General features: G+C 30.0%; 17 protein-coding genes. 9 read left to right on the plus strand and 8 right to left on the minus strand.

The genetic code is table 11. The features are described 5' to 3' along the window. Window positions 1-88 precede the first annotated feature (88 nt). Together L3B96_RS25920 and cooS are read left to right on the plus strand one after the other, a co-directional pair. Window positions 89-502 (plus strand): Rrf2 family transcriptional regulator, encoded by a 414-nt coding sequence (locus L3B96_RS25920; protein WP_012061202.1) that lies wholly within the window; start codon window positions 89-91, stop codon window positions 500-502. 112 nt (window positions 503-614) lie between these two features. After that, entirely contained in the window at window positions 615-2,489 is a 1,875-nt protein-coding gene (cooS, locus tag L3B96_RS25925) for an anaerobic carbon-monoxide dehydrogenase catalytic subunit (protein WP_238901186.1), read from the plus strand. 259 nt (window positions 2,490-2,748) lie between these two features. Here cooS and L3B96_RS25930 read toward each other — a convergent pair whose 3' ends face one another. The 8 genes from L3B96_RS25930 to L3B96_RS25965 form a co-directional block, all read right to left on the minus strand. Next, window positions 2,749-3,948: an FprA family A-type flavoprotein gene (locus tag L3B96_RS25930; protein ID WP_238948959.1), complete on the minus strand. Its 1,200-nt coding sequence runs from the start codon at window positions 3,946-3,948 to the stop codon at window positions 2,749-2,751. Between the two features lie 42 nt (window positions 3,949-3,990). Beyond that, a complete protein-coding gene (locus L3B96_RS25935; protein WP_238901185.1) occupies window positions 3,991-5,895 on the minus strand; it encodes an acyl-CoA dehydrogenase family protein in 1,905 nt (634 codons plus the stop codon). Window positions 5,896-6,343: 448 nt separating this feature from the next. Further along, window positions 6,344-6,823 carry a 23S rRNA (pseudouridine(1915)-N(3))-methyltransferase RlmH gene (gene rlmH / locus L3B96_RS25940; protein WP_012061206.1) on the minus strand — a complete coding sequence of 160 codons (480 nt, stop codon included), beginning with the start codon at window positions 6,821-6,823 and terminating at the stop codon, window positions 6,344-6,346. Window positions 6,824-6,982: 159 nt separating this feature from the next. After that, the gene (locus L3B96_RS25945) at window positions 6,983-8,410 is read right to left on the minus strand and encodes an MFS transporter (RefSeq protein ID WP_065417455.1); all 1,428 of its coding nucleotides are present in this window, start codon (window positions 8,408-8,410) and stop codon (window positions 6,983-6,985) included. Between the two features lie 492 nt (window positions 8,411-8,902). Continuing rightward, the gene (locus tag L3B96_RS25950; protein WP_238948960.1) at window positions 8,903-11,077 is read right to left on the minus strand and encodes a HAMP domain-containing methyl-accepting chemotaxis protein; all 2,175 of its coding nucleotides are present in this window, start codon (window positions 11,075-11,077) and stop codon (window positions 8,903-8,905) included. Between the two features lie 277 nt (window positions 11,078-11,354). Then, window positions 11,355-11,858 (minus strand): SEC-C metal-binding domain-containing protein, encoded by a 504-nt coding sequence (locus L3B96_RS25955; protein WP_238901184.1) that lies wholly within the window; start codon window positions 11,856-11,858, stop codon window positions 11,355-11,357. A 70-nt stretch (window positions 11,859-11,928) separates the two neighbouring features. Next, a complete protein-coding gene (locus L3B96_RS25960; protein WP_012061210.1) occupies window positions 11,929-12,720 on the minus strand; it encodes an MBL fold metallo-hydrolase in 792 nt (263 codons plus the stop codon). 26 nt (window positions 12,721-12,746) lie between these two features. Further along, window positions 12,747-14,012 carry a UDP-N-acetylglucosamine 1-carboxyvinyltransferase gene (locus L3B96_RS25965; RefSeq protein ID WP_012061211.1) on the minus strand — a complete coding sequence of 422 codons (1,266 nt, stop codon included), beginning with the start codon at window positions 14,010-14,012 and terminating at the stop codon, window positions 12,747-12,749. A 385-nt stretch (window positions 14,013-14,397) separates the two neighbouring features. Here L3B96_RS25965 and L3B96_RS25970 point away from each other — a divergent pair, with 385 nt between their 5' ends. The 7 genes from L3B96_RS25970 (at window position 14,398) to L3B96_RS26000 (ending at window position 20,737) form a co-directional block, all read left to right on the plus strand. Next, window positions 14,398-14,937, plus strand: coding sequence for a hypothetical protein (locus tag L3B96_RS25970; RefSeq protein ID WP_238948961.1), 540 nt, complete (start codon window positions 14,398-14,400; stop codon window positions 14,935-14,937). A 285-nt stretch (window positions 14,938-15,222) separates the two neighbouring features. After that, window positions 15,223-15,699, plus strand: coding sequence for a dUTP diphosphatase (locus tag L3B96_RS25975; RefSeq protein ID WP_012061213.1), 477 nt, complete (start codon window positions 15,223-15,225; stop codon window positions 15,697-15,699). 89 nt (window positions 15,700-15,788) lie between these two features. Then, complete coding sequence (locus L3B96_RS25980; RefSeq protein WP_078117634.1) at window positions 15,789-16,220, plus strand: DMT family transporter; 432 nt, start codon at window positions 15,789-15,791, stop codon at window positions 16,218-16,220. Window positions 16,221-16,237: 17 nt separating this feature from the next. Next, a complete protein-coding gene (locus L3B96_RS25985; RefSeq protein ID WP_238948962.1) occupies window positions 16,238-17,053 on the plus strand; it encodes an MBL fold metallo-hydrolase in 816 nt (271 codons plus the stop codon). A gap of 204 nt (window positions 17,054-17,257) precedes the next feature. After that, a complete protein-coding gene (locus tag L3B96_RS25990; RefSeq protein ID WP_238901183.1) occupies window positions 17,258-18,457 on the plus strand; it encodes a S8 family serine peptidase in 1,200 nt (399 codons plus the stop codon). Window positions 18,458-18,765: 308 nt separating this feature from the next. Next, on the plus strand, window positions 18,766-19,764 hold the full coding sequence (locus L3B96_RS25995; RefSeq protein WP_238948963.1) for a DnaD domain protein: 999 nt from the start codon (window positions 18,766-18,768) through the stop codon (window positions 19,762-19,764). After that, complete coding sequence (locus L3B96_RS26000; protein ID WP_238948964.1) at window positions 19,757-20,737, plus strand: ATP-binding protein; 981 nt, start codon at window positions 19,757-19,759, stop codon at window positions 20,735-20,737. Before L3B96_RS25995 ends, L3B96_RS26000 begins: the two co-directional genes overlap by 8 nt. The last annotated feature ends 350 nt before the right edge of the window (window positions 20,738-21,087 follow it).

Consider the following 21,087-nt stretch of genomic DNA (forward strand, 5'->3'; position numbering starts at 1 on the left):
ATATCTCCATAACCTAAACATTGACAATTATAAAAAATTGTACTATGATAAATTATACCAAACAGGTATACTTTAAGGAGTAAATTTTATGAATATTAATCAAGAATCTGATTACGCATTTAGAATAATACTTATGCTATCCAAAGAAGGTTTAGATAACAAACTTGATGCAAAATCTCTATCTGAAAAAGGAAATATTCCTCTTAGATTTTTATTAAAACTAACTAGAAAGTTAACTCAAGCAGGAATATTAAAGTCTTATAGAGGTGTTAATGGTGGTTATGCTATAACTAGGGAGCCTAAAGATATAACCTTAAAAGATGTGGTTGAAGCTATACAAGGTCCAATTATTGTGACCAGATGTGTTTACGATGGCAAGGCTTGTAGTGCAAATAAAGCTGGTCACTGTTCTATACACAAGGCTTTATACAATATTCAAAATACAATGATAAATGAACTAGAAAAGGTTAACTTTGATAAACTAAAGAATGATCCATGGTAACTTTATACATGTAAATATAAGAGGCGAAAGCCTTTTATATTTGTTTAAAACTATACCTCTTTAGTATACTTTTGGTTAAATATTAAATATAAAATTAAAGGAGATGATCAATATGTCAATGTGCACATCAGCAGATTGTAAATTATGTGAATTTTTATCATCAAAAGAAGATCTAGAAACATCATTCAACAGAGTTGAAACACAAAAGGCAAAATGTAAATTCGGAAAAGAAGGAGTCTGTTGCAAACTCTGCTCGAATGGTCCATGTAAGATAACACCTAAATCACCTAAAGGTGTATGTGGTGCGGATGCTGATACTATCGTATCAAGAAACTTTTTAAGAGCGATAGCAGCAGGTTCCGCATGTTACCTTCACGTAGTGGAAACTACAGCAAGAAACCTTAAAGACATTGGTGAAGGAAAAGGTAATTTGAAAATAAAAAGCCCTGAAACATTGGATAAGCTTGCTGAAATATTTGATATTGTTGAATCAGATATAAATGCCAAAGCAATTAAAGTAGCTGATGAAGTTCTTAGGGATTTATATAAACCAAGATTTGAAAAAATGGAATTGGTAGAGAAATTAGCTTATGCTCCAAGATATCACAAGTGGAAGGAATTAAATATTTTACCTGGCGGTGCAAAATCTGAAGTTTTTGATGCTCTAGTAAAAACTTCAACAAATCTAAATAGTGATCCTGTAGATATGCTGCTTAATTCACTTCAACTTGGAATTGCTACTGGAATATATGGTCTAGTGTTAACTAACCTTTTAAATGATATTATGCTAGGTGCTCCAAAAATCAGACAAGCTAAAGTTGGCTTTAGAGTAATAGATGAGGATTATATCAACATAATGATTACAGGTCATCAACATTCTGATATTGCACATCTTCAAGATAAATTAATTGATGATAATGTCACAAAAAGAGCAATAGAATTAGGTGCAAAGGGCTTTAGATTAGTTGGCTGTACATGCGTAGGCCAAGATCTACAGTTAAGAGGAGAGCATTATACTGAAGTTTTTTCAGGACATGCTGGAAATAATTATACAAGTGAAGCCGTACTCGCAACTGGTGCTATAGATTTAATTGTCTCAGAATTTAACTGTACAATACCAGGACTTGAACCTGTAGCTGAGAAATTTAATGTAAAAACTATCTGTATAGATGATGTTGCTAAGAAGAAAAATGCTGAATATATAAATTTTGATATGAGAAACGCTGAAGAAATTAGTGAAAAGATCATTTGCGAAGCATTAGAAAGTTATAAGAACAGAAGAAATAACGTCACAATAGACATTCCTAAAGATCATGGACATGATGATGTTGTAACTGGTGTTAGTGAAGGATCTTTAAAAGAGTTCCTAGGTGGAAATTGGAACGGTCTTATTGACTTAATAGCAAAAGGAAAAATCAAAGGGATAGCTGGTGTTGTAGGCTGCTCCAACTTAACAGCTAAAGGACATGATGTATTTACTGTTGAGCTAACTAAAGAATTAATAAAGAGAGATATTTTAGTTCTTTCAGCCGGATGTTCTTCTGGGGGCCTTGAAAATGTTGGTCTTATGTCTCCTGGAGCAGCTGATCTTGCAGGTGATAATCTAAGAGATGTGTGTAAATCACTAGGCATTCCACCAGTATTAAACTTTGGTCCATGTCTAGCTATTGGAAGATTGGAAATGGTAGCAACTGAACTTGCTGAAAACTTGGGTATAGATATACCTCAACTTCCACTTGTATTATCAGCACCACAATGGCTTGAAGAGCAAGCATTAGCCGATGCTGCATTTGGACTATCATTAGGTCTACCACTACATGTTGCAATATCTCCTTTTATAGATGGAAGTGAAGTTGTCACTAAAGTTTTAAAAGAAGATTTAGTTAATATAACAGGCGGTAAGCTTATTGTTCAAGAAGATGTAATTAAAGCTGCTGATGAGTTAGAGGAGATTATCGAAAACAGAAGAATAGGATTAAACATATAAGAACCCATTAAATATAGCAAATAAGAAACTATATTTTTAATATCTATAATGAATCTGGATAATAACACATTCAGATTCATTTTTTTATTGAAATACATATTATGAATTAACTTCTTTATCCTATGTAATTGATTTTTTAATAATATGTCTCAACATTATGAACCTTCAAGCTAATCTTAGATGCTATTATCTTTATTATAATTTTAATCAACTCGTTATTATAATTTACGAGTTGATTAAAATTCATATCTTTTCTGTATTATTTCATTGATTCAATAATGCTATCAGCAATAGATTCCATTAAATCCTCATCGCTTTCTTTCATGCTAGAATTAATTGAAATTTCATTATCCAAAATAGTCATATCTTTCATTTCTTCTAATAATTCACGCATTAATTTACCTGATTGAGGCGCCCATGATCCATTTTCAATAATAGCAAAAGTACGTTTTTGAAGGTTTAATGCCTTCATATCCATTATATAATCAAGCATTGGTGGATAAATCTTTAAATTATAAGTAACTGATGCTAACACAACGTGACTATATTTAAATGTTTCAGAAATCAGATATGAAACATGAGTTTTGGAAACATCATACATAACTACATTGGTAATCCCCTTTTTAACCAATCTTGTTGCTAACTCATTTGCTGCTGCCTCTGTATTACCATACATTGTTCCATAAACAATCATCACGCCCTTTTCCTCAGGTGTATAACTACTCCATTTATCGTACTTATCAAGTAAATATCCAAAATCATTACGCCATACTGGTCCATGTAACGGACAGATAATCTTAATATCTATAGTGCCTGCCTTTTTTAAAAGAGCCTGAACATGAGGTCCATATTTACCTACAATATTTGTGTAATACCTTCTAGCATCATCAATCCAATCACGATCAAAATTTACTTCATCGTTAAATAGCTTTCCATCTAATGCACCAAATGAACCAAAAGCATCAGCTGAGAATAGCACTCCATTTGTAGTATCATATGTTACCATAGCCTCTGGCCAATGTACCATAGGAGCAGAAACAAATACAACATTATGCTTTCCAAATGACATAGTATCTCCCTCTTTGACTTGTTCTACCTTATCTTCTATTTGGAAGCCAAACTGATGCATAAATAAAAATGCCTTCTCAGTACATATTATCTTTACATTAGGATAGCGGATAACAATTTCTTCAATACACGCTGCATGATCAGGTTCCATATGGTTAATGACCATGTAATCTAAGTCTCTATCTCCTAAAACTCCCTTAATATTCTCAAGAAATTGTCTGCAAATTGACCAATCTACAGTATCAAATAGCACTGTCTTTTCATCTAAAAGTAAATAAGAATTATAAGAAACACCTCTTGGAATAGGATGAACATTTTCAAAAAGAGCTAGACGACGATCATTTCCCCCTATCCAATAAAGATCTTCAATTACTTCTCTAACACAATACATAGCTAATCCTCCTTTAAACAAAAAATTTATTTATTACCTGCTTTAAACTTCTATAAACATATCTTTTTCTTCACCACAAGCTGGGCAAGTCCACTCTTCAGGTAAATTTTCAAAAAGTGTTCCTGGGTTTACTTCACCTTCTAGATCACCTACTCCAGGATCATATTCATAACCGCATCCATTACATACATAATGTTTCCAAGTTGGAGTGACTTTTTTCGGAATAACTCTCTTCATCTTTTTCATTGGTGGAGCCTCTTTCTTTTGTTCACCATTGTCTAAAGCTTCAATAAGTAGAGGTAGTATTTCCATCAAATCACCAACAATACCGTAATCTGCGTTTTTGAAAATCTTTGCATTAGGGTTTATATTAATTGCAACAATTGTAGAAGCATCCTTTATACCCTTTAAATGTTGACCTGCACCTGAAATACCACATGCAATATAAAGATTTCCTTTAAACTTTTGTCCTGACATACCAACATAACGATCAATTGGAACATATTTTAAAGTTTCAGCTACTGGTCTAGAAGAACCTATTGCTGCACCAGCCTGAACTGCAAGCTTTTCTATAAGATGCATATTTTCCTTTTCTCCTATGCCTTGTCCTACACTAACTACTCTCTCTGCCTTGCTTATTGGAGTATCTATAGGAATTCCCACTGAGAAATCATATCCATCCTTCTTAAGAGCTTCTACAAGAGAATTTACTCTTTCTTCAGGTGTACCATCTTTATAAATTACCTTCTTACGATATCCTGTTGCAGGTTCCCTTGAAGTTTTTGCTACACTCTCTGTTTTTGGCATTTTTCCTATAATATTAGCGGCTATAACAACACGCTGGATTTCATTAGTTCCCTCATATATAGTGCAGATTTTAGCATCTCTATAGGCACGCTCAACTTCCATACCTTTAAGATATCCGCTTCCCCCAAAGATTTGAAGAGCATCGTTGACAATTTCAAGACAAACATCAGAAGCATATTGTTTAGCCATTGCTGCTTCCATGCTGTAGTGCTCATGATTTCCTTTAAGCTCTGCTGCACTATAAATAAGGAATCTTGCTGCTCTAAGTTTCGTAGCCATATCAGCTAATTTAAAAGCGATTATTTGTTGCTGACAAATAGGTTTACCAAATTGAACTCTTTCTTTTGAATACTCTAAGGCATTCTCATAAGCACCTTGCGCTATTCCTAAAGCTTGGGCAGCAATACCGATACGTCCACCATCTAATGTAGACATAGCAATTTTGAAACCATCGCCTTCTTTACCTAATAAATTTTCCTTAGGCACCTTTACATCATTAAAAATAAGCTCTGCAGTAGCTGATGAACGAATTCCCATCTTATCATAATGCTTACCAAAACTAAAACCTTCTGATCCCTTCTCAACGATAAATGCACTAATACCTCGTGTACCAATGTTTGGTGTAGTTACTGCAAAAACAATATAAATATCAGCCTCACCACCATTAGTAATAAATATTTTCTCACCATTTAAGATATAATAATCTCCTTCTAGTACAGCAGTTGTTTCTGTTCCTCCGGCATCACTACCTGCATTTTCTTCAGTCAAACCAAATGCTCCAAGCTTTTCACCCTTTGCTAATGGTACTAAATATTTTTGTTTTTGCTCCTCATTTCCAAAAGCTGCAATTGGATATGTTCCTAATGATGTATGTGCCGATAAGATTACTCCTGTCCCACCATCAACTCTTGATAATTCCTCGACAGCTATCGCATAGCTAATCACATCTAAGCCAGCTCCTCCATACTCCTTTGAATACGGAATACCCATCACTCCCATCTCAGCTAGCCCTTGAACTACTTCCGAAGGGAATTTATTTTCTTGATCCAACATAAATGCAATAGGTTTAACTTCCTCTTCAGCAAATTCTCTTATTTTTGTTCTCAAATTTTCATGTTGTTCTGTAGTTTTGAAAAACATAAATACACCTCCCTTTAATTATACGGTTTCACCAATGTCATTCTATAAAATCTGTAAAACCATATTCCCAAACATATTCCTTAAATGTATACCTAAACCGTATACATTTATTGTATACCTCTAAGGTATACTTTTCAACTGTTATTTTATCTATTTTATTCCATAATAGACAATTAAAGCTTAAAACTCCTCCTCTTTTGAAGATAATATAACTTTTCCTTCCATTATCTTATAAAAGCAATTATTTTTACTTGTACGGTTTTTCTTTATTTCTATTCCCCCTTATTTAATTTAAGATATATTTAAAGTTTCTATATTTATATCAACACTTATAATTATGCTATTTACAATACTATTATTAACATTAATATAAACTATAATAAAAAAAAGCAGATACGAATTACGTAACTACTATTTTTTATTGATTTAATTTATTTTTCTTTTATGTCTACTTATGATATGGTTCACCTTTAATTATTCTAAATCCTCTATAAATTTGCTCTAATAGCATTACTCTAAAAAGCTGATGTGGAAATGTCATCTTTGAAAAGCATAATTTATAATTAGCTCTTGCTAAAACACTTTTTGAGATTCCTAGGCTTCCTCCTATTATAAATGCTATATTTGGATTTCCTGTTACCCCCAAGTTATCTATGTATCCTGCAAATTCTTCTGATGTTAGTTGCTTTCCACCTAAATCCATTGCTATAACGAACATATTGTCTTTAATTTTATTTAGTATTCCTTGCCCCTCTTTCTCTTTAATTACCTCTTCTTCTTTTTCTGAAGCATTATCTGGTGTTTTTTCATCCACCAATTCAACTATATCTAATTTGCAATACCTTCCTAATCTTTTTGAATATTCTTCTATAGCATCCCTTAAATACTTTTCCTTTATTTTACCAACTGTTATTATCGTTATGTTCATTGTTATCTCCTTTAATTATTTTATGCATACCTATATTATAACTAAAAATAAAAACTGTAGCTAAATTCTTTACTCAGCTACAGTTTTTATTTCTTAATACTATTTATATTTTATACTAAGTTTTAAACTAACAAGAATTAGAGATATCATTCTATTCATTTATAGAGCTTCAACTTTAATTCTAGATTTTGTCTTATATAGTCTGTATGCTGTTAACACCGCTCCTAATGCACATATTATAGCTGCAGCAACATATACATATTGCATCCCATATACAAAAATATCATCTCTTCCCTCTATATATCCTGTAACATGATATCCTATTTGACTACTCATCCTATTGTATAAAAGAGTTGTTGATAGTGATATTCCAAAAACCATTCCTAAATTTCTAACTAACGCATTTATACTTCCAGCAATCCCTAAATTTTTTGTATCTACTGTAGACATAACTAATGAATTATTTGGTGACTGAAACATTCCATTTCCTAGTGTCATTATTGCTATAAAGGCAATTAATGCACCTATGTGAGAATATTCATTTAAAGTTGATATTAAAAATAAACCTAGGCTAGTTCCAATAAGTCCTAAAAATGTTAAAACTTCAGATCCTATTCTGTCTGATATATACCCACTCATTGGAGCAACAACTGATAAAATTATTGGTGATACCATCATTAATACACCAGTAACTGAAGGAGCTAGTTTCATCACGTATTGTAGGTAAAATGGCAATATAATATTTGAACAACTTATTGCCACAAATGAAATGAATGCACAAAAAATACTGAGCGAAAATAATGAATTACTAAATATCTCTAGTTTCAATAATGGTTCATCAATTCTTTTTTCAACAATTATAAATGAAATAAATAATATAATAGAGACAACAAATGATATAATGATTCCTATATTGTCATATCCAATTTCCTTGCCAAAAGTTAAAGCACTGAATAAAAGTACCATAGTTGATCCAAATAAAGTTGCACCTTTTATATCTAATTTTTCATTTGAATTATTAGAATTTTTAGGAAGTGTCTTCATTGCTAAAGCTAATGCCAAAATTCCTATAGGCACATTTATTAAAAAAATATACTGCCAACTTAAAATCGATACAATTATTCCTCCTACTGGTGGACCTATCATTGAACCTAATGCTACAAAAGTTCCATTTAATCCTAGCGCCCTTCCTCTTTCGTTTCTTGGAAAAACCTGAGTTATAATTCCTTGACTTGTAGACATGGTTCCTGCAGCTCCAATTGCTTGCAATATTCTCGAGAAGACTAACATTACTAATGAATTAGATAATCCACATAAAAGTGAACCAATCGTGAAAATAATTATACCCAATTTAAAAACTGAAGTTTTACCCTTAATATCAGCTAATCTTCCAAATATAAGAATAGTTCCTACAATAACTATTAAATAGCTCGTTACTACCCATTCTATAGATGCCATACTTACTGCAAGCCTCTGCGACATTACAGGAAGTGCTACATTCACTATACTACTATCAAGTGTGGACATAAATGTCAGTAGTACAGTAGTAAATAATATTAACCATCTTTTTTTATCCGTACTTTCCATATGTTTTATCCTTTCTGTTTATACATGTTTTATCTAGCTGTAAAAATAGAATTTATATATAATAACTCAACATTCATAAACCTAATTACAACTTATATAGTTGCACTTGCAACTATATAAAATTATAATATATTTTTATTATTTACACAAATGGTATGATAATTCTCTAAATATAAAAATATAATCCACATTTTAAAGTTCATAAAAAAAATTATCCACATTTTATTCTAATTCTATGGATAAAGTTCTTTATATTATTTGTACAGTTTTAATATGTATGTTCTAAAAAGTTTGCTTTATAGAAATTTAATTGTATTGACTTGATTATCCTCTAATTATTAAACCATGCTTTTGCTAACATGCTATCAAAAAAACTGCGTGCAAATAATGTTTCCAAATGATAGATTAAAAATTCACTAATAATTAAGACTTACTATTAGTTTCCTCTTACATTAACAAAAGCATGATATTAATTATATTTTATATTATTTTTTACTTTAATTTAAATGATCCAACCATCTCATTTAAATTATCTGACGAATATTCCAGTACATCGGTTGCTTGCTTTAGTTGTCTTATTTCTAATAATATTTTTTTAACCATAGACAGTGATTCTTCACTTTTATTTGAACTATTTTCGGTAGATTGTTCTATTTTATCTGCCATAGTGCTTACATTATTCATAACATCCCCAACACTTTGGCTCTGGGTCGAAGTTATTTCTGATATTGACTGCATCGCATTAGCTATTATATTTACATCATCATTAATATGATCAAATGATTGAATAGATTCTTTTACACTCGCTGTAGATATATCTACCTTAGTATTTATCTCTTCTGCATATTCAAATGTTGCTTGTGTCTGTTTTTGGACTTGATTAATGACATTACTTATTGACTTGGTAGCACTTTCTGTTTCTAGTGCTAGCTTAGATATTTCTTCCGCTACTACAGAAAATCCTTTTCCACTCTCTCCTGCTCTTGCAGCTTCAATTGATGCATTAAGCGCTAGAAGTTGTGTCTGCTTACTTATATTTCTTATAACATTAATTACTTCACTTATCTCCTGTGAATATCCCTGTAAAGTACTTATAGATTCTACTGTATTCTCGATGGTCTTTTCTAAATCCTCCATATTACTCAAGACTTCTTTTGATATGCTTTGTGCCGATGCTGCACTTTCATTAGTTCCTTCAACTATACCTGATACTTCTAATATAAGACTATCCATTTCCTGAATAGATGCTGTAATATCTGAAAATTTGTTTTTTGTATTTTGGAATACTAGATTTTGGTCTTTAGAATTTTCCAGTAAAGTTATCACTGTATTTTCAATGACTCCCATTCCATTTTTAACTTCGCTTGTTATATTAGAAACTATATTTACTGATTTTTTTGTAGTTTTAGCTGATCTTTTCACTCTATATAACATGCTCATCTGATTATTTATGAATTTATTGAACCATCGCGACAGCTCTCCGATTTCATCTGATGATATTTTTTCAACTCTTTTTGTTAAATTTCCTTCGCCTTCCGCAATATCTTGTAATATATTTATCGTTCTACTTAAAGGGGATGAAATCATTCTTTTAGATATTAATAACGAAAATAGTGATAATATAATCCACATTGCTATGGATGTGAATATACTATTATTCGGTGATAATTTAATTGCTATAAAATTTACTGCAATTAGAATTGCTGATATTATTGATATAGATATTGGCATCTTTAAATTAATACTTTGAAAATTATATATCTCAGCTATATCACCTTCACACATCATTCCCCATACCTCATCACAGTTCGGGGGGGTTATTAATGTTCCCTTACCTCCCACCATTATATGTCTGTAATCTGGATATCCTGGCCAACAATCTAGGTTTTCACCATTTCGAATTGTATTTTCAACTCCTCGATGTAATTTACTTGTAGCCGGATCATTAAAAATTATTTCAAATTCGGTATGCTCTTTAATTCTAACTGTACCCCAACTCTTTGTTTTAACTCCATCTTTAAGATTCTCCCCTAACGTAAATGTATTATCCTCAAATCTGCTTCTAGATATTGCTGTTCCGGGCTTAATATCTCTGCTAGTCTTCACCATAAATAAGTAATTATCTCCAGAATCCTTATATATATGAGTATCCTCATCTTGAATTACGTTGCTCATATCATCATTTAGTGTTCTGCAGCATAATATTCTAATTTGATTACTGTGATTTTTGCATGTACTGGAAAACATTAATGTAACATCATCAGCAAATTTCTTATTACTTATATCAGTATGTAGGGTTCTTTTATCAATATATGGTCCATACATTAAAGGCCTACCTTCTAATCCCGCTTTTAGATTAGGTAAATCACTCATATCTAATCCAATATGCTCTTTGCACGAAGAAACTGATACTATTCCTTTCTCATCTAAAACAAATATTTCGCAAAAGTCCTCGTGCTTTTTTACGGTTTCAATTAAATAATTACATACTATATTATCATTGTCTTCTAATGCCACAAGTGAATTCTTAATATTTTCTAATTGTGCCCACTTGTCATTAAACCAGTTATCTAATGCCTTTTTTCTTCCATTTGATATTCCTTCAAATACTTTTTCTGAATGTTCCTTTAGATTTCTATTCAACAGATATTTAAGCTTTAAACTCATAGCAATCCCCCCATATATTATTCTTATATCTACTTTTAATAAAAAAATAAAGCACTAAATACAGATTTTTTAAATCCGTACTTGTGCTTCCATAGCATTACTATTTATTTACTACAATTCCTTGTATAACATAATTATACCAACTATATTGACCTTTGTGAATTGTTATTTTTCACGAAACCATTAATAAAGAAAAAAACCCTATCTAAACTAGGGTTTTTTACTACATTGAATAGTAAACTCCTCTAAATATAGAGTTTACTTATATGTAATTATATTATTTATCTCTTCCACAACATTTCTTATATTTCTTCCCACTTCCACATGGGCACATATCATTTCTTCCAACCTTATCTAGATTTCTTACTATCTTAGATTCCTTGTATTGTTTTTGTATTTCATTTCTTTTTTCCACTGAGAATATTCCATCCCATTGTGGTAATGTGTATAAATATTCTGCTTTTGCATCTAGCATATTCAAATATAAAGTTTCTAGATTTATATCAAGTACTATTTCTGTATCAGCATCTATAGTCTCAAGATCATATTGAGTTTTTAAACTATCATTAATACCATCCATAAATCCCATAGCAAATTCTACTGTGGAATCATAATCTTTAGCTAATTCATTTATTGTAGTCTTTTTAACACTTTTATGATTAGCTAATAAATCTTTATATATTGATTTTTCTAATTTACTATATTCTTCCCAGAAAGCATTTTCTCCCTTAGTTTTTACATAGTCAACAACCATGTCAGTCCAATTTGTATATAAACTCATTTTTAAGTCCTCCCTTAAATCTTCATTGATTATATATAATATATTTCTATAAATTATAAGCTCAAATAAACTATATCTCTATATAACTGCTAGGATTATGTCTGTTTGCCATAGTTAATATTATGTCCTCTTTTAGCTTAATTCCATTTTCATTTAGCACGTTTAAAACAGTTTGATATGCTAAATCTGGTTGATTATTAGTATTACTCAAATGCCCTAAAATAATCTTTTTCTTAGTTGAACCTTTATATAGTTCAACTATGGCACTCCCACAATCATCATTAGATAAATGTCCTATTTCGCTCAATATCCTACGTTTCAAAGGATATGGATATGGTCCAAACTTAAGCATATTTACATCGTGATTACTTTCAAGAAGAATAACTTCTGAATCTTTTATATTATCATAAATTTCTCTTGTAAAAGTTCCAAAATCAGTTGCTACACTTATGCTTTTTTCTCCTGAGCTAACTGTATATCCCATTGGTGCGGCTGCATCATGCGGAATATTAAATGCTTTAATACTCATATCTTCTATTTCAGTAAATGATCTTTTATCAATTACTTTTATGTTATGCTCTTTTATATTTCCAATTAAGCTTTCCATAGCAGACCAAGTATCAGCATTTGCATATATAGGAATGTCATACTTTCTAGACAGTACTCCAACCCCTTTGATATGGTCACTATGCTCATGAGTTATAAAAATTCCGTTCAAGTCTTTTGGATTTTCATTAATTTCTTGCAACGCCAAATCAATTTTTTTACCTGGGAGTCCTGCATCAATTAATATCTTAGCTTTATTTGAGGCAATAAACATACTATTACCGCTACTGCCACTATATAAAGAACAAAATATCATTCCAATCTCCTCCCCTTTAATTTATACTATTCATCAACTTCTATTCTCTTAATATCTGCCCCTAAAGCTCTAAACTTATTTTCTATATGAGGATATCCTCTATCAATATGCTCTATACTAGTTATTTCAGTTGTTCCCTCTGCAACTAATCCCGCAATAACCATGGCAGCACCTGCTCTTAAATCTGTTGCCTTTACTACTGCGCCTGTCAATTTTTGCGCTCCATCTATAATCGCAACTCTGCCTTCAACTTTAATATTGGCTCCCATTTTTTTCAATTCATCTATGTGTTTATGCCTATTCTCCCAAATAGATTCAGTAATTAAGCTTCTTCCCGGCACAATACTTAGCAATGTTGACATTGGTTGCTGAATATCCGTTGGAAATCCTGGATATGGTGTGGTTTTTATATTCACACCCTTAAGTGGTGACTTCACGGTAACTCTAATACAATCATCACCTTCTTCAATCACTGCCCCCATCTCTGTAAGCTTAGCTGTAATTGATTCTAAATGCTTTGGTATAACATTTCTTATATAAACATCTCCACCTGTAGCAACAGCTGCTATCATGAATGTACCAGCTTCAATTTGATCTGGTATTACGCTATAAGAACAGCCTTTTAGGCTTTCTACTCCTTTAATTCTTATTACATCTGTTCCTGCGCCTCTTATGTCAGCTCCCATTGAATTTAAGAAATTCGCAACATCAACAACATGAGGTTCCTTTGCTACATTTTCTAGCACTGTTACCCCCTCTGCTAATGTTGCCGCAATCATAACATTTATTGTTGCTCCTACTGAAACTACATCAAAAAATATATTAGCGCCTACTAGCTTATCAGCTTTAACATTAACTGCTCCGTGCTCTATAAACACATCAGCTCCTAAAGCTTCAAATCCTTTTATATGTTGGTCAATTGGTCTTACCCCTATTGAACACCCTCCTGGAAGAACTACTCTTGCTTTCTTAAATCGTGCTAATAAAGCTCCAATGAAATAATATGAAGCTCTCATTCTTCTAACATCATCCGTGCACGCATCAAAATTATTTACATTAGAACTATCTATTTCTAAAGTATTGTTATCTATCTTAATAATATCGCAACCTAAGCTTCTAAGTATTCTTTCCAAGCAGTGTACATCTTCAATATCTGGTATGTTATCAATTATGCATTTTCCATCACTTGCCATTATAGCTGCTGGTAATATTGCTACTGCTGCATTCTTGGCCCCATTGATATCAACAGTACCTTCTAGCAAGTTTCCGCCGTTTATAACTAATCTCTCCATTGAATTCACCCTATCTATTAAAATCTATATTATCATATATATTATTTTACATTATTAACCTATTTTATAATTAAAATCTACTTTAATTATTATATCATAAACTAAATTTATTTAAATACATTTTTTCAGTCCATTAACACTTTTTTAACTATATATGTGTTACAACACAATTTTTCTTTTGGTTTTGTTGTAATTATATCCCTTAAAACATATATTACTGGAATAAATATTTCTTTTATTGAAAAAATATCCTTAAAAACCTAATTATTCTTGACATTACTGTTCATTACTATTTAATTATTCTTCTATTCTTTTATTCTATTTATTGTGTTATAATTTACTAAGATTTTTATTAATACAATATATTGAGATTGTGAGGTTTATCATGAAGTACTATATAGTTGCATTATTTGATGAGGAAACCTATCAAGTAATATCACCAATACAAAGGAATATGTCAAAAAAATTCAGAGCAAATAGAAACTCACCTATGCCTTTTGTCTTATTAACATCTATTGAAAATCCAAATTTGGATAAATTATATCCAGTTGTTAATAAAATTATAGCACCTTATAAGAGTTTTAGAATTGACGCAAGTGATTTAGTCTATTTGTTTGAGCCTACCAAAAGTATAAATTTAAAAATAGACGATAAAGGTTATATAAGGAGACTTTCTCGTAGTCTTTTTGATATATTAGAACTTAACGGATTTACTGTTAAGTCTTTTGGAGATAGTTTTGTTTCACTTGCAAATTTAGGTTATCTTCCTAAGGACTATAAAAAGCAAGATGTAAAGCTAAATTTCCCTGATATATATAATACTGATAACTTTGTTAAATTAAGAATTAAGAGTGTTGAAATATGGAAGCTTCCTACGGTAAAAAAGAATACTCCCTTAAAATCTTATATTTTGAAAGACTTTTAGCTTAAGCATTCTTACTATCATAATAAATCGCCTGTTAAACAATCCAATTAGTTTATGTTTTTAAGACTGTATTGAATTTTTATATTCAGTACAGTCTTTTTTAATATTTTTTAAAATCACTCTAAATCTATAGTTATATTTTCCTTGAAAGTAAAATTAATTTAAAAATAATCTCTTAATTTCGAATTTTCTAAAAATATTTTTTTGTAGTCGTTTTCCGAACTTTCATTTATTTTAAAGATTTTGTAAAATAATATTATTATTAGAAATGTAGGAGGATTCACTATGAATATTCAGCCACTATTTAAAGTACAAAAAAAATACAATGATAGTTTATCTATAAATGAAGAGCTAGACTCCCACAAATTGCGAGTACGCAAAAACCTAGAATTTGAAATCTCTCTTGGTGCATTAGCTAGTGAAACTAATTGTTTTAGCTACTTACTAAAAAAATCTAGACCTGTTAACATCAGTGCTATATTCGATAAGTATATAACTTGTATTTCTCAAGTCTTAACACTAGGTATTGATCATAAATATACAGATTTAATTGCAGTATCTATGGCACCTAATGACTATTGTTTAAGTGATCAGTTTCTAAACCTATATATTGACATAAATGATTTAATTGCTTTCCCATCTATAGATCACTACTTAACTTTATTTGAAGACCTATTAAGTCTAGGATTGACATTAGGTTTTTCAGAATCTCAAATACAAAATCAATTTATTAAGGATTTAGACAACTTGGTTATACTTTAATTAATGCATTCATGCTAATTACATAACACCCTTTTTATTTTTTATAATATTTAATATTCTTAGGGGAATAATAATTCTGAGGTGATGTTATGTTTGGAATAATATGTGCAATAATTTCAGGAATTGCTATGAGTATTCAAGGTGTATTTAATACCAGACTAGGTGAGAAAATCGGTGTATGGGAAACTACATTATTAGTTCAGATAATTGCCCTTATCTTAAGCCTTATCATTTTTTTATTTTTAGGTGATGGTAATTATTCTAATTTGAAGGATTCCAACAAGCTTTATTTATTAGGTGGCGCACTAGGGGTTGTTATAACCTTTACCGTAATAAAAAGTGTTAGCTCAATGGGACCTACCTTCGGTATTGGTATTATATTAATATCCCAATTACTTGCTGCCGCACTTATAGATGCCTTTGGGTTATTTGGCAGTGAACGGCTTAGATTTTCATTAAATCATTTTTTAGGTATTGCTATTATGATTGCTGGTATTGTAATATTTAAGTGGAATCATTAGGAGGGGACGGATAAGACTTGAATCTTTTTTCTAACATTAATTTTTTATTCCATTTAACAATTAACAATATAAAAGAATATGTAAAAAAAAGCGCTGAAATAAAATCTGATAAAATTATAGAAAATTCAATTAATTGGTTTGGTCATGCTACCACAATTATTAATCTATCAAATAAAATTATTATAACTGACCCTGTATTTTCCAATTCCTTAGGATATTTTAAGAGACTTGTAAAAAAACCAGTATACATAAATGATTTAAAAGTAGACTATATACTACTATCTCATGGACATATGGATCATTTAAATTTTTCATCTCTAAAAAAATTAAATAAAGATGCTGTCTTTATTGTTCCAAAAGGATATACCAGTATTGCTAGACTGCTTGGTTTTAAAAATGTATTTTTATTACATCCTGGAGATGTATATAAAGATGACTTTATAAAAATTACTGCTTACGAAGCTAATCATGATGGGAGACGCTTCTATTTTGGACATGATGATGAAAGTATTTCATTTTTAATCGAAAGAGAAAATAAAAGAGTGTTCTTCGCAGGCGATACAGCGCTCACAGATAATTTTAAGAATATATCCTGTGATGTTGCATTAATGCCTGTAGGTTGTTATAAACCTGATAGATTTTCGTATATGCATTGTACGCCAGAACAGAGTTATGAAATGTTTAAAATGATGTCTTGCCCTACAATGATACCAATTCACTATAAAACTTTTAAAATTTCATTAGAGAATTTTCAGGAGACTGAAGAATCATTATTAAATTTAAATGATAAAGCTATAAAAATTATAGACATAGGGGAGACCTACAGTTTTTAAATAGTAGATTGATTATTATTTTTATTCAAGTTTCATACTTGTATTTATTTTTAATAATCAATCTACTATTTAATTTTTTGTACAATCTCTTCATCTATTTAATCAAAATTATATAACAAAAATTTTTTTAATCCTTCATTTTTTATTAACAATAAAATTCTTTTTCATATAATATATTGAAGTAATAATATTTTGGAGAAATATATGTTTTCATCTAAAAGTAAGCTAGACCATAATCTAAAAGATTATATATCAAAAAATGCTTATAAAAGTTATAGAATACTTATACAATATAAAGATTTTCAATCTTCAGTAGTAAAAAAAATCAGTTCATATAAGGGTACTGTACATCACATTATTGAATCCTCTAATATTATAAGTGCCGAACTAAATTCAAGAGGCATAGATAGAATTTCTGAATATCCTGAAATTAAAAAAATTTACTTGGATGAATACCTATTTTTGTGCGGAATGAGTGTGACTACTGCAAATAAGATTCACTTTTCGGAAAAGTATAGTTTATCTGGCGCAGGAGTAGGAATAGGACTTGTAGATAGCGGAATATTTCCTCATCAGGACCTAACTTCCCCTAGCACTAAAATAGAGTTATTTGAAGATTTAATTAATAACTTTCGCTATCCTTATGATGATAATGGACATGGTACCTCCATGGCCGGAATTTTGTGTAGTAGTGGCATCTCATCAAATAACATGTATAAAGGAATTTGTAATAAAAGTAAGCTATTCTGTTACAAGGCATTTGATAAACTCGGTAAAGGATTTGCTTCGGATATATTATATTCTATAGAAAGTTTATCTAATATATCTAAAGAAAATAACATAAAGGTATTATGCTTGCCTTTTGAACTTTTAACTCATAATACATTCATTATCTCTTGTTTTGATTTGACATTTAAGTATGCTATATCAAAAGGATTAATTCCAATAGTTCCTAGCGGAAGTAACCTGAGTGAAAAAAATTCTATTATGGGAATTGCTACGCTACCAAGCTGTATCACTATAGGTGGTCTAAATTCAACTACCTCCATAATGAAGCCTTATACTTATTCTTCTGCAGGACCATATGGGAAATTATTAAAACCTGATCTATCTGCTGCATGCGTTAATATTATATCCTTGAATTCTGATAATAACTATATTTCAGAAAAAAACGGAATTAAGGTTTATCCAAATAAACTTGAAGTACCATATAAAACTTTTACAGGATCATCTATTGCTACAGCCTATATTAGTGGATTATGTGCGTTATTATGTGAGAAAAATCCGTCAATAACTTTCAAAGATATGATTTCCTTATTAAAGGTTGCATGTGATCCTATTGATGAGATATCAAATCAAATTCAAGGCGAAGGTATTGTAAATATAAATAAACTCATCATATGATTATTTATTTTAATGAATATTATCCATATTTAGAAGCATGCATTTGTTTTATTAAATTAGTTAATTTCTTATAAAGACAAATGCATGCTCTTTATCTTCTCTCAAATCTTATATAAAAGTAATTAATCCCAAGTATTAGTTGATTAATATTTCGCTTTATTAAGGTGATAATATGCTATAATTATTTTACATACATTAGGTTATTATATAACTTACATTATAAACTATTATGCTAATCTAATATTATTAGATAGAGTTTTGTTTTTATAATATATATTAAAAACTTTGAAAGGTAGGTAGTAAACGGAATGAGCACATTTATGTTAAAGAATAGATCTCTAGGGTTCACTCCTGTTAACAATGTATTTATAGAAAAATACATGCCACAGGCTAGAGGCGAATTTGTAAAAGTTTATTTATTGATGCTAAAGTATACTATTTCTGGTGAATTAGGCGTTAGCTCATCAATACTAGCTTCCTCGCTTAATTTGTTAGAATCAGACATTATGAATGCATTTAATTATTGGAATGATCAAGGAGCTATAAAGCTAACTCAGATAGATAAGATGGGTAATTTTAATGTAGAATTCATAGATTTAGTTGAAGAACCCTCCAAATCTACTAAACAAGTTGACTTATTAGAAGCTTTGGATAGTACAAATACTAAAGATATGCTAAAGGATATTGAAACTCTTCTAGCTAGACCTCTATCGCCAAACGAAATGTCACTTTACTTAAATTGGCAAAAGGAATTCGGTTTTTCATCTGAATTAATTCTGATTTTAATGGAATACTGTATATCAAAGGGAAAAAGTGATTCTAGATATATAGAAAAGGTTGCTATAGCTTGGCATGATCAAAAAATAACCACTATCGAGCAAGCTCAAAACTTAATAAAAAAAGCAGAGGATAAGTGGATTAATATAAGAAAAATTCTTACTTACTTAGGTATAAATAATACAGACATAATGAAACCTCAACAGGATTTAATAGAAAAATGGCTTCTTATTTATAAGTATTCAAACGAAATTATATTTAAAGCTTGTGACGTATGCTTTGAGAGATTGAATAGAGCAGATTTCAAGTATATCGACGGAATCTTAAGTAATTGGAATAAAAATAATATTAGAACTTTAGAAGATATAGCTCTTAAAGATAATAAAAATTCAAAAAATAATAAGTATCAAAAAACTTATAATACTAATAATAATGATAAATCATCTCTCAAATTTAATAATTTTGAGGCTCGAGAGTATGACTATGATTCATTAGAAAAAAAACTTTTAGGATGGGATAGCGATGATTAAAGGTTATCAAACAGAAATTTTAAAAATATATGATAAACTTAGAGAAGATGAAGCTAGAAATTTGAAGATTAGGAAAGAAGAAATATCAAAGAAGTATCCTGAAATTATTGAATTGGATAATAAAATTCAACGATTATCTTTAAAAATGGCAGTATCAATTCTTAAATCTAAAGATAGTGAAAAAACAATAGATGATTATAAGGAAAATATAACAGATTTAAGAATAAAAAAATGTGAAATGTTAGTTGAAAGAGGTTATGATCCTGAATATTTGAATTTGCGATATCAATGCAATAAATGTAAAGATACAGGCTTTATAGGCAATATAAAATGTACTTGCTATAAACAAAAGCTCATTAAGTTATACTATAAAAATTCAGAATTAGAAAATACAACATCCTATAATAACTTTGATAATTTTGATTTAAATTTGTTTTCAAGTCATAAACTTGGAGATGAAAAATATTCTCCAAGAAAAAACATGGAGAATAATTTAGAATATATATTAAAAGACTATCTTCCTAGTTTTTCAGAAATATCAACAAACTTATTATTTTACGGAAATCCAGGTAGTGGTAAAACATATTTATCATATTGTATTGCTAAATCTGTATTAGATATGGGATTCTTAGTAATTTATAAAACCTCTGATGAGTTAATTAAAAATTTAAGAGAAATAAGATTCAATAATGACTCAGGCTTAGAGTCATTATTACTAGAATGCGACTTACTAATTGTAGATGATTTAGGCGCAGAACACCTTAATGAATTTTCAGTAACTGAATTATTTAATATAATTAACAAGCGAATTCTTGCTAATAAGAAAATGCTTATCTCAACCAATTTAACTTTGCCAGGAATAACTAAGCAGTATAGCGAGCGAATCGCTTCTAGACTAATTGGAGAATTTAAGCTCTGCAAATTTTATTCTGAAGATATAAGGATTAAGAAAAATTTAGAAAAAAATAGATAATTTAAATAAACTAAACTCTAATATTATATTTATTCTCTTAATGACTATCATATTAGAGTTTTCATTTTTACTACAAATTGATATTATAAATCATATTTATTTGAAAAATCTGTTTCGCAAACTATGTTATTCTGTGTTAACATCTTATTTATATTTAAATTCCCTTTAATAACTTGTTCTTATAATACTTTCAAAATTTACCCACAGATCTGACTTGATTATAATTTTTTAAACAATAAAAAAGAACAAGTTCTTATAGACTAGAACTTGTTCTTTCATGGCGACTCAGAAGGGGCTCGAACCCTCGACCTCCGGCGTGACAGGCCGGCACTCTAACCAACTGAGCTACT

This window comes from Clostridium sp. YIM B02569 (assembly GCF_022320765.1).
Taxonomy (GTDB): Bacteria; Bacillota; Clostridia; order Clostridiales; family Clostridiaceae; genus Clostridium; species Clostridium beijerinckii.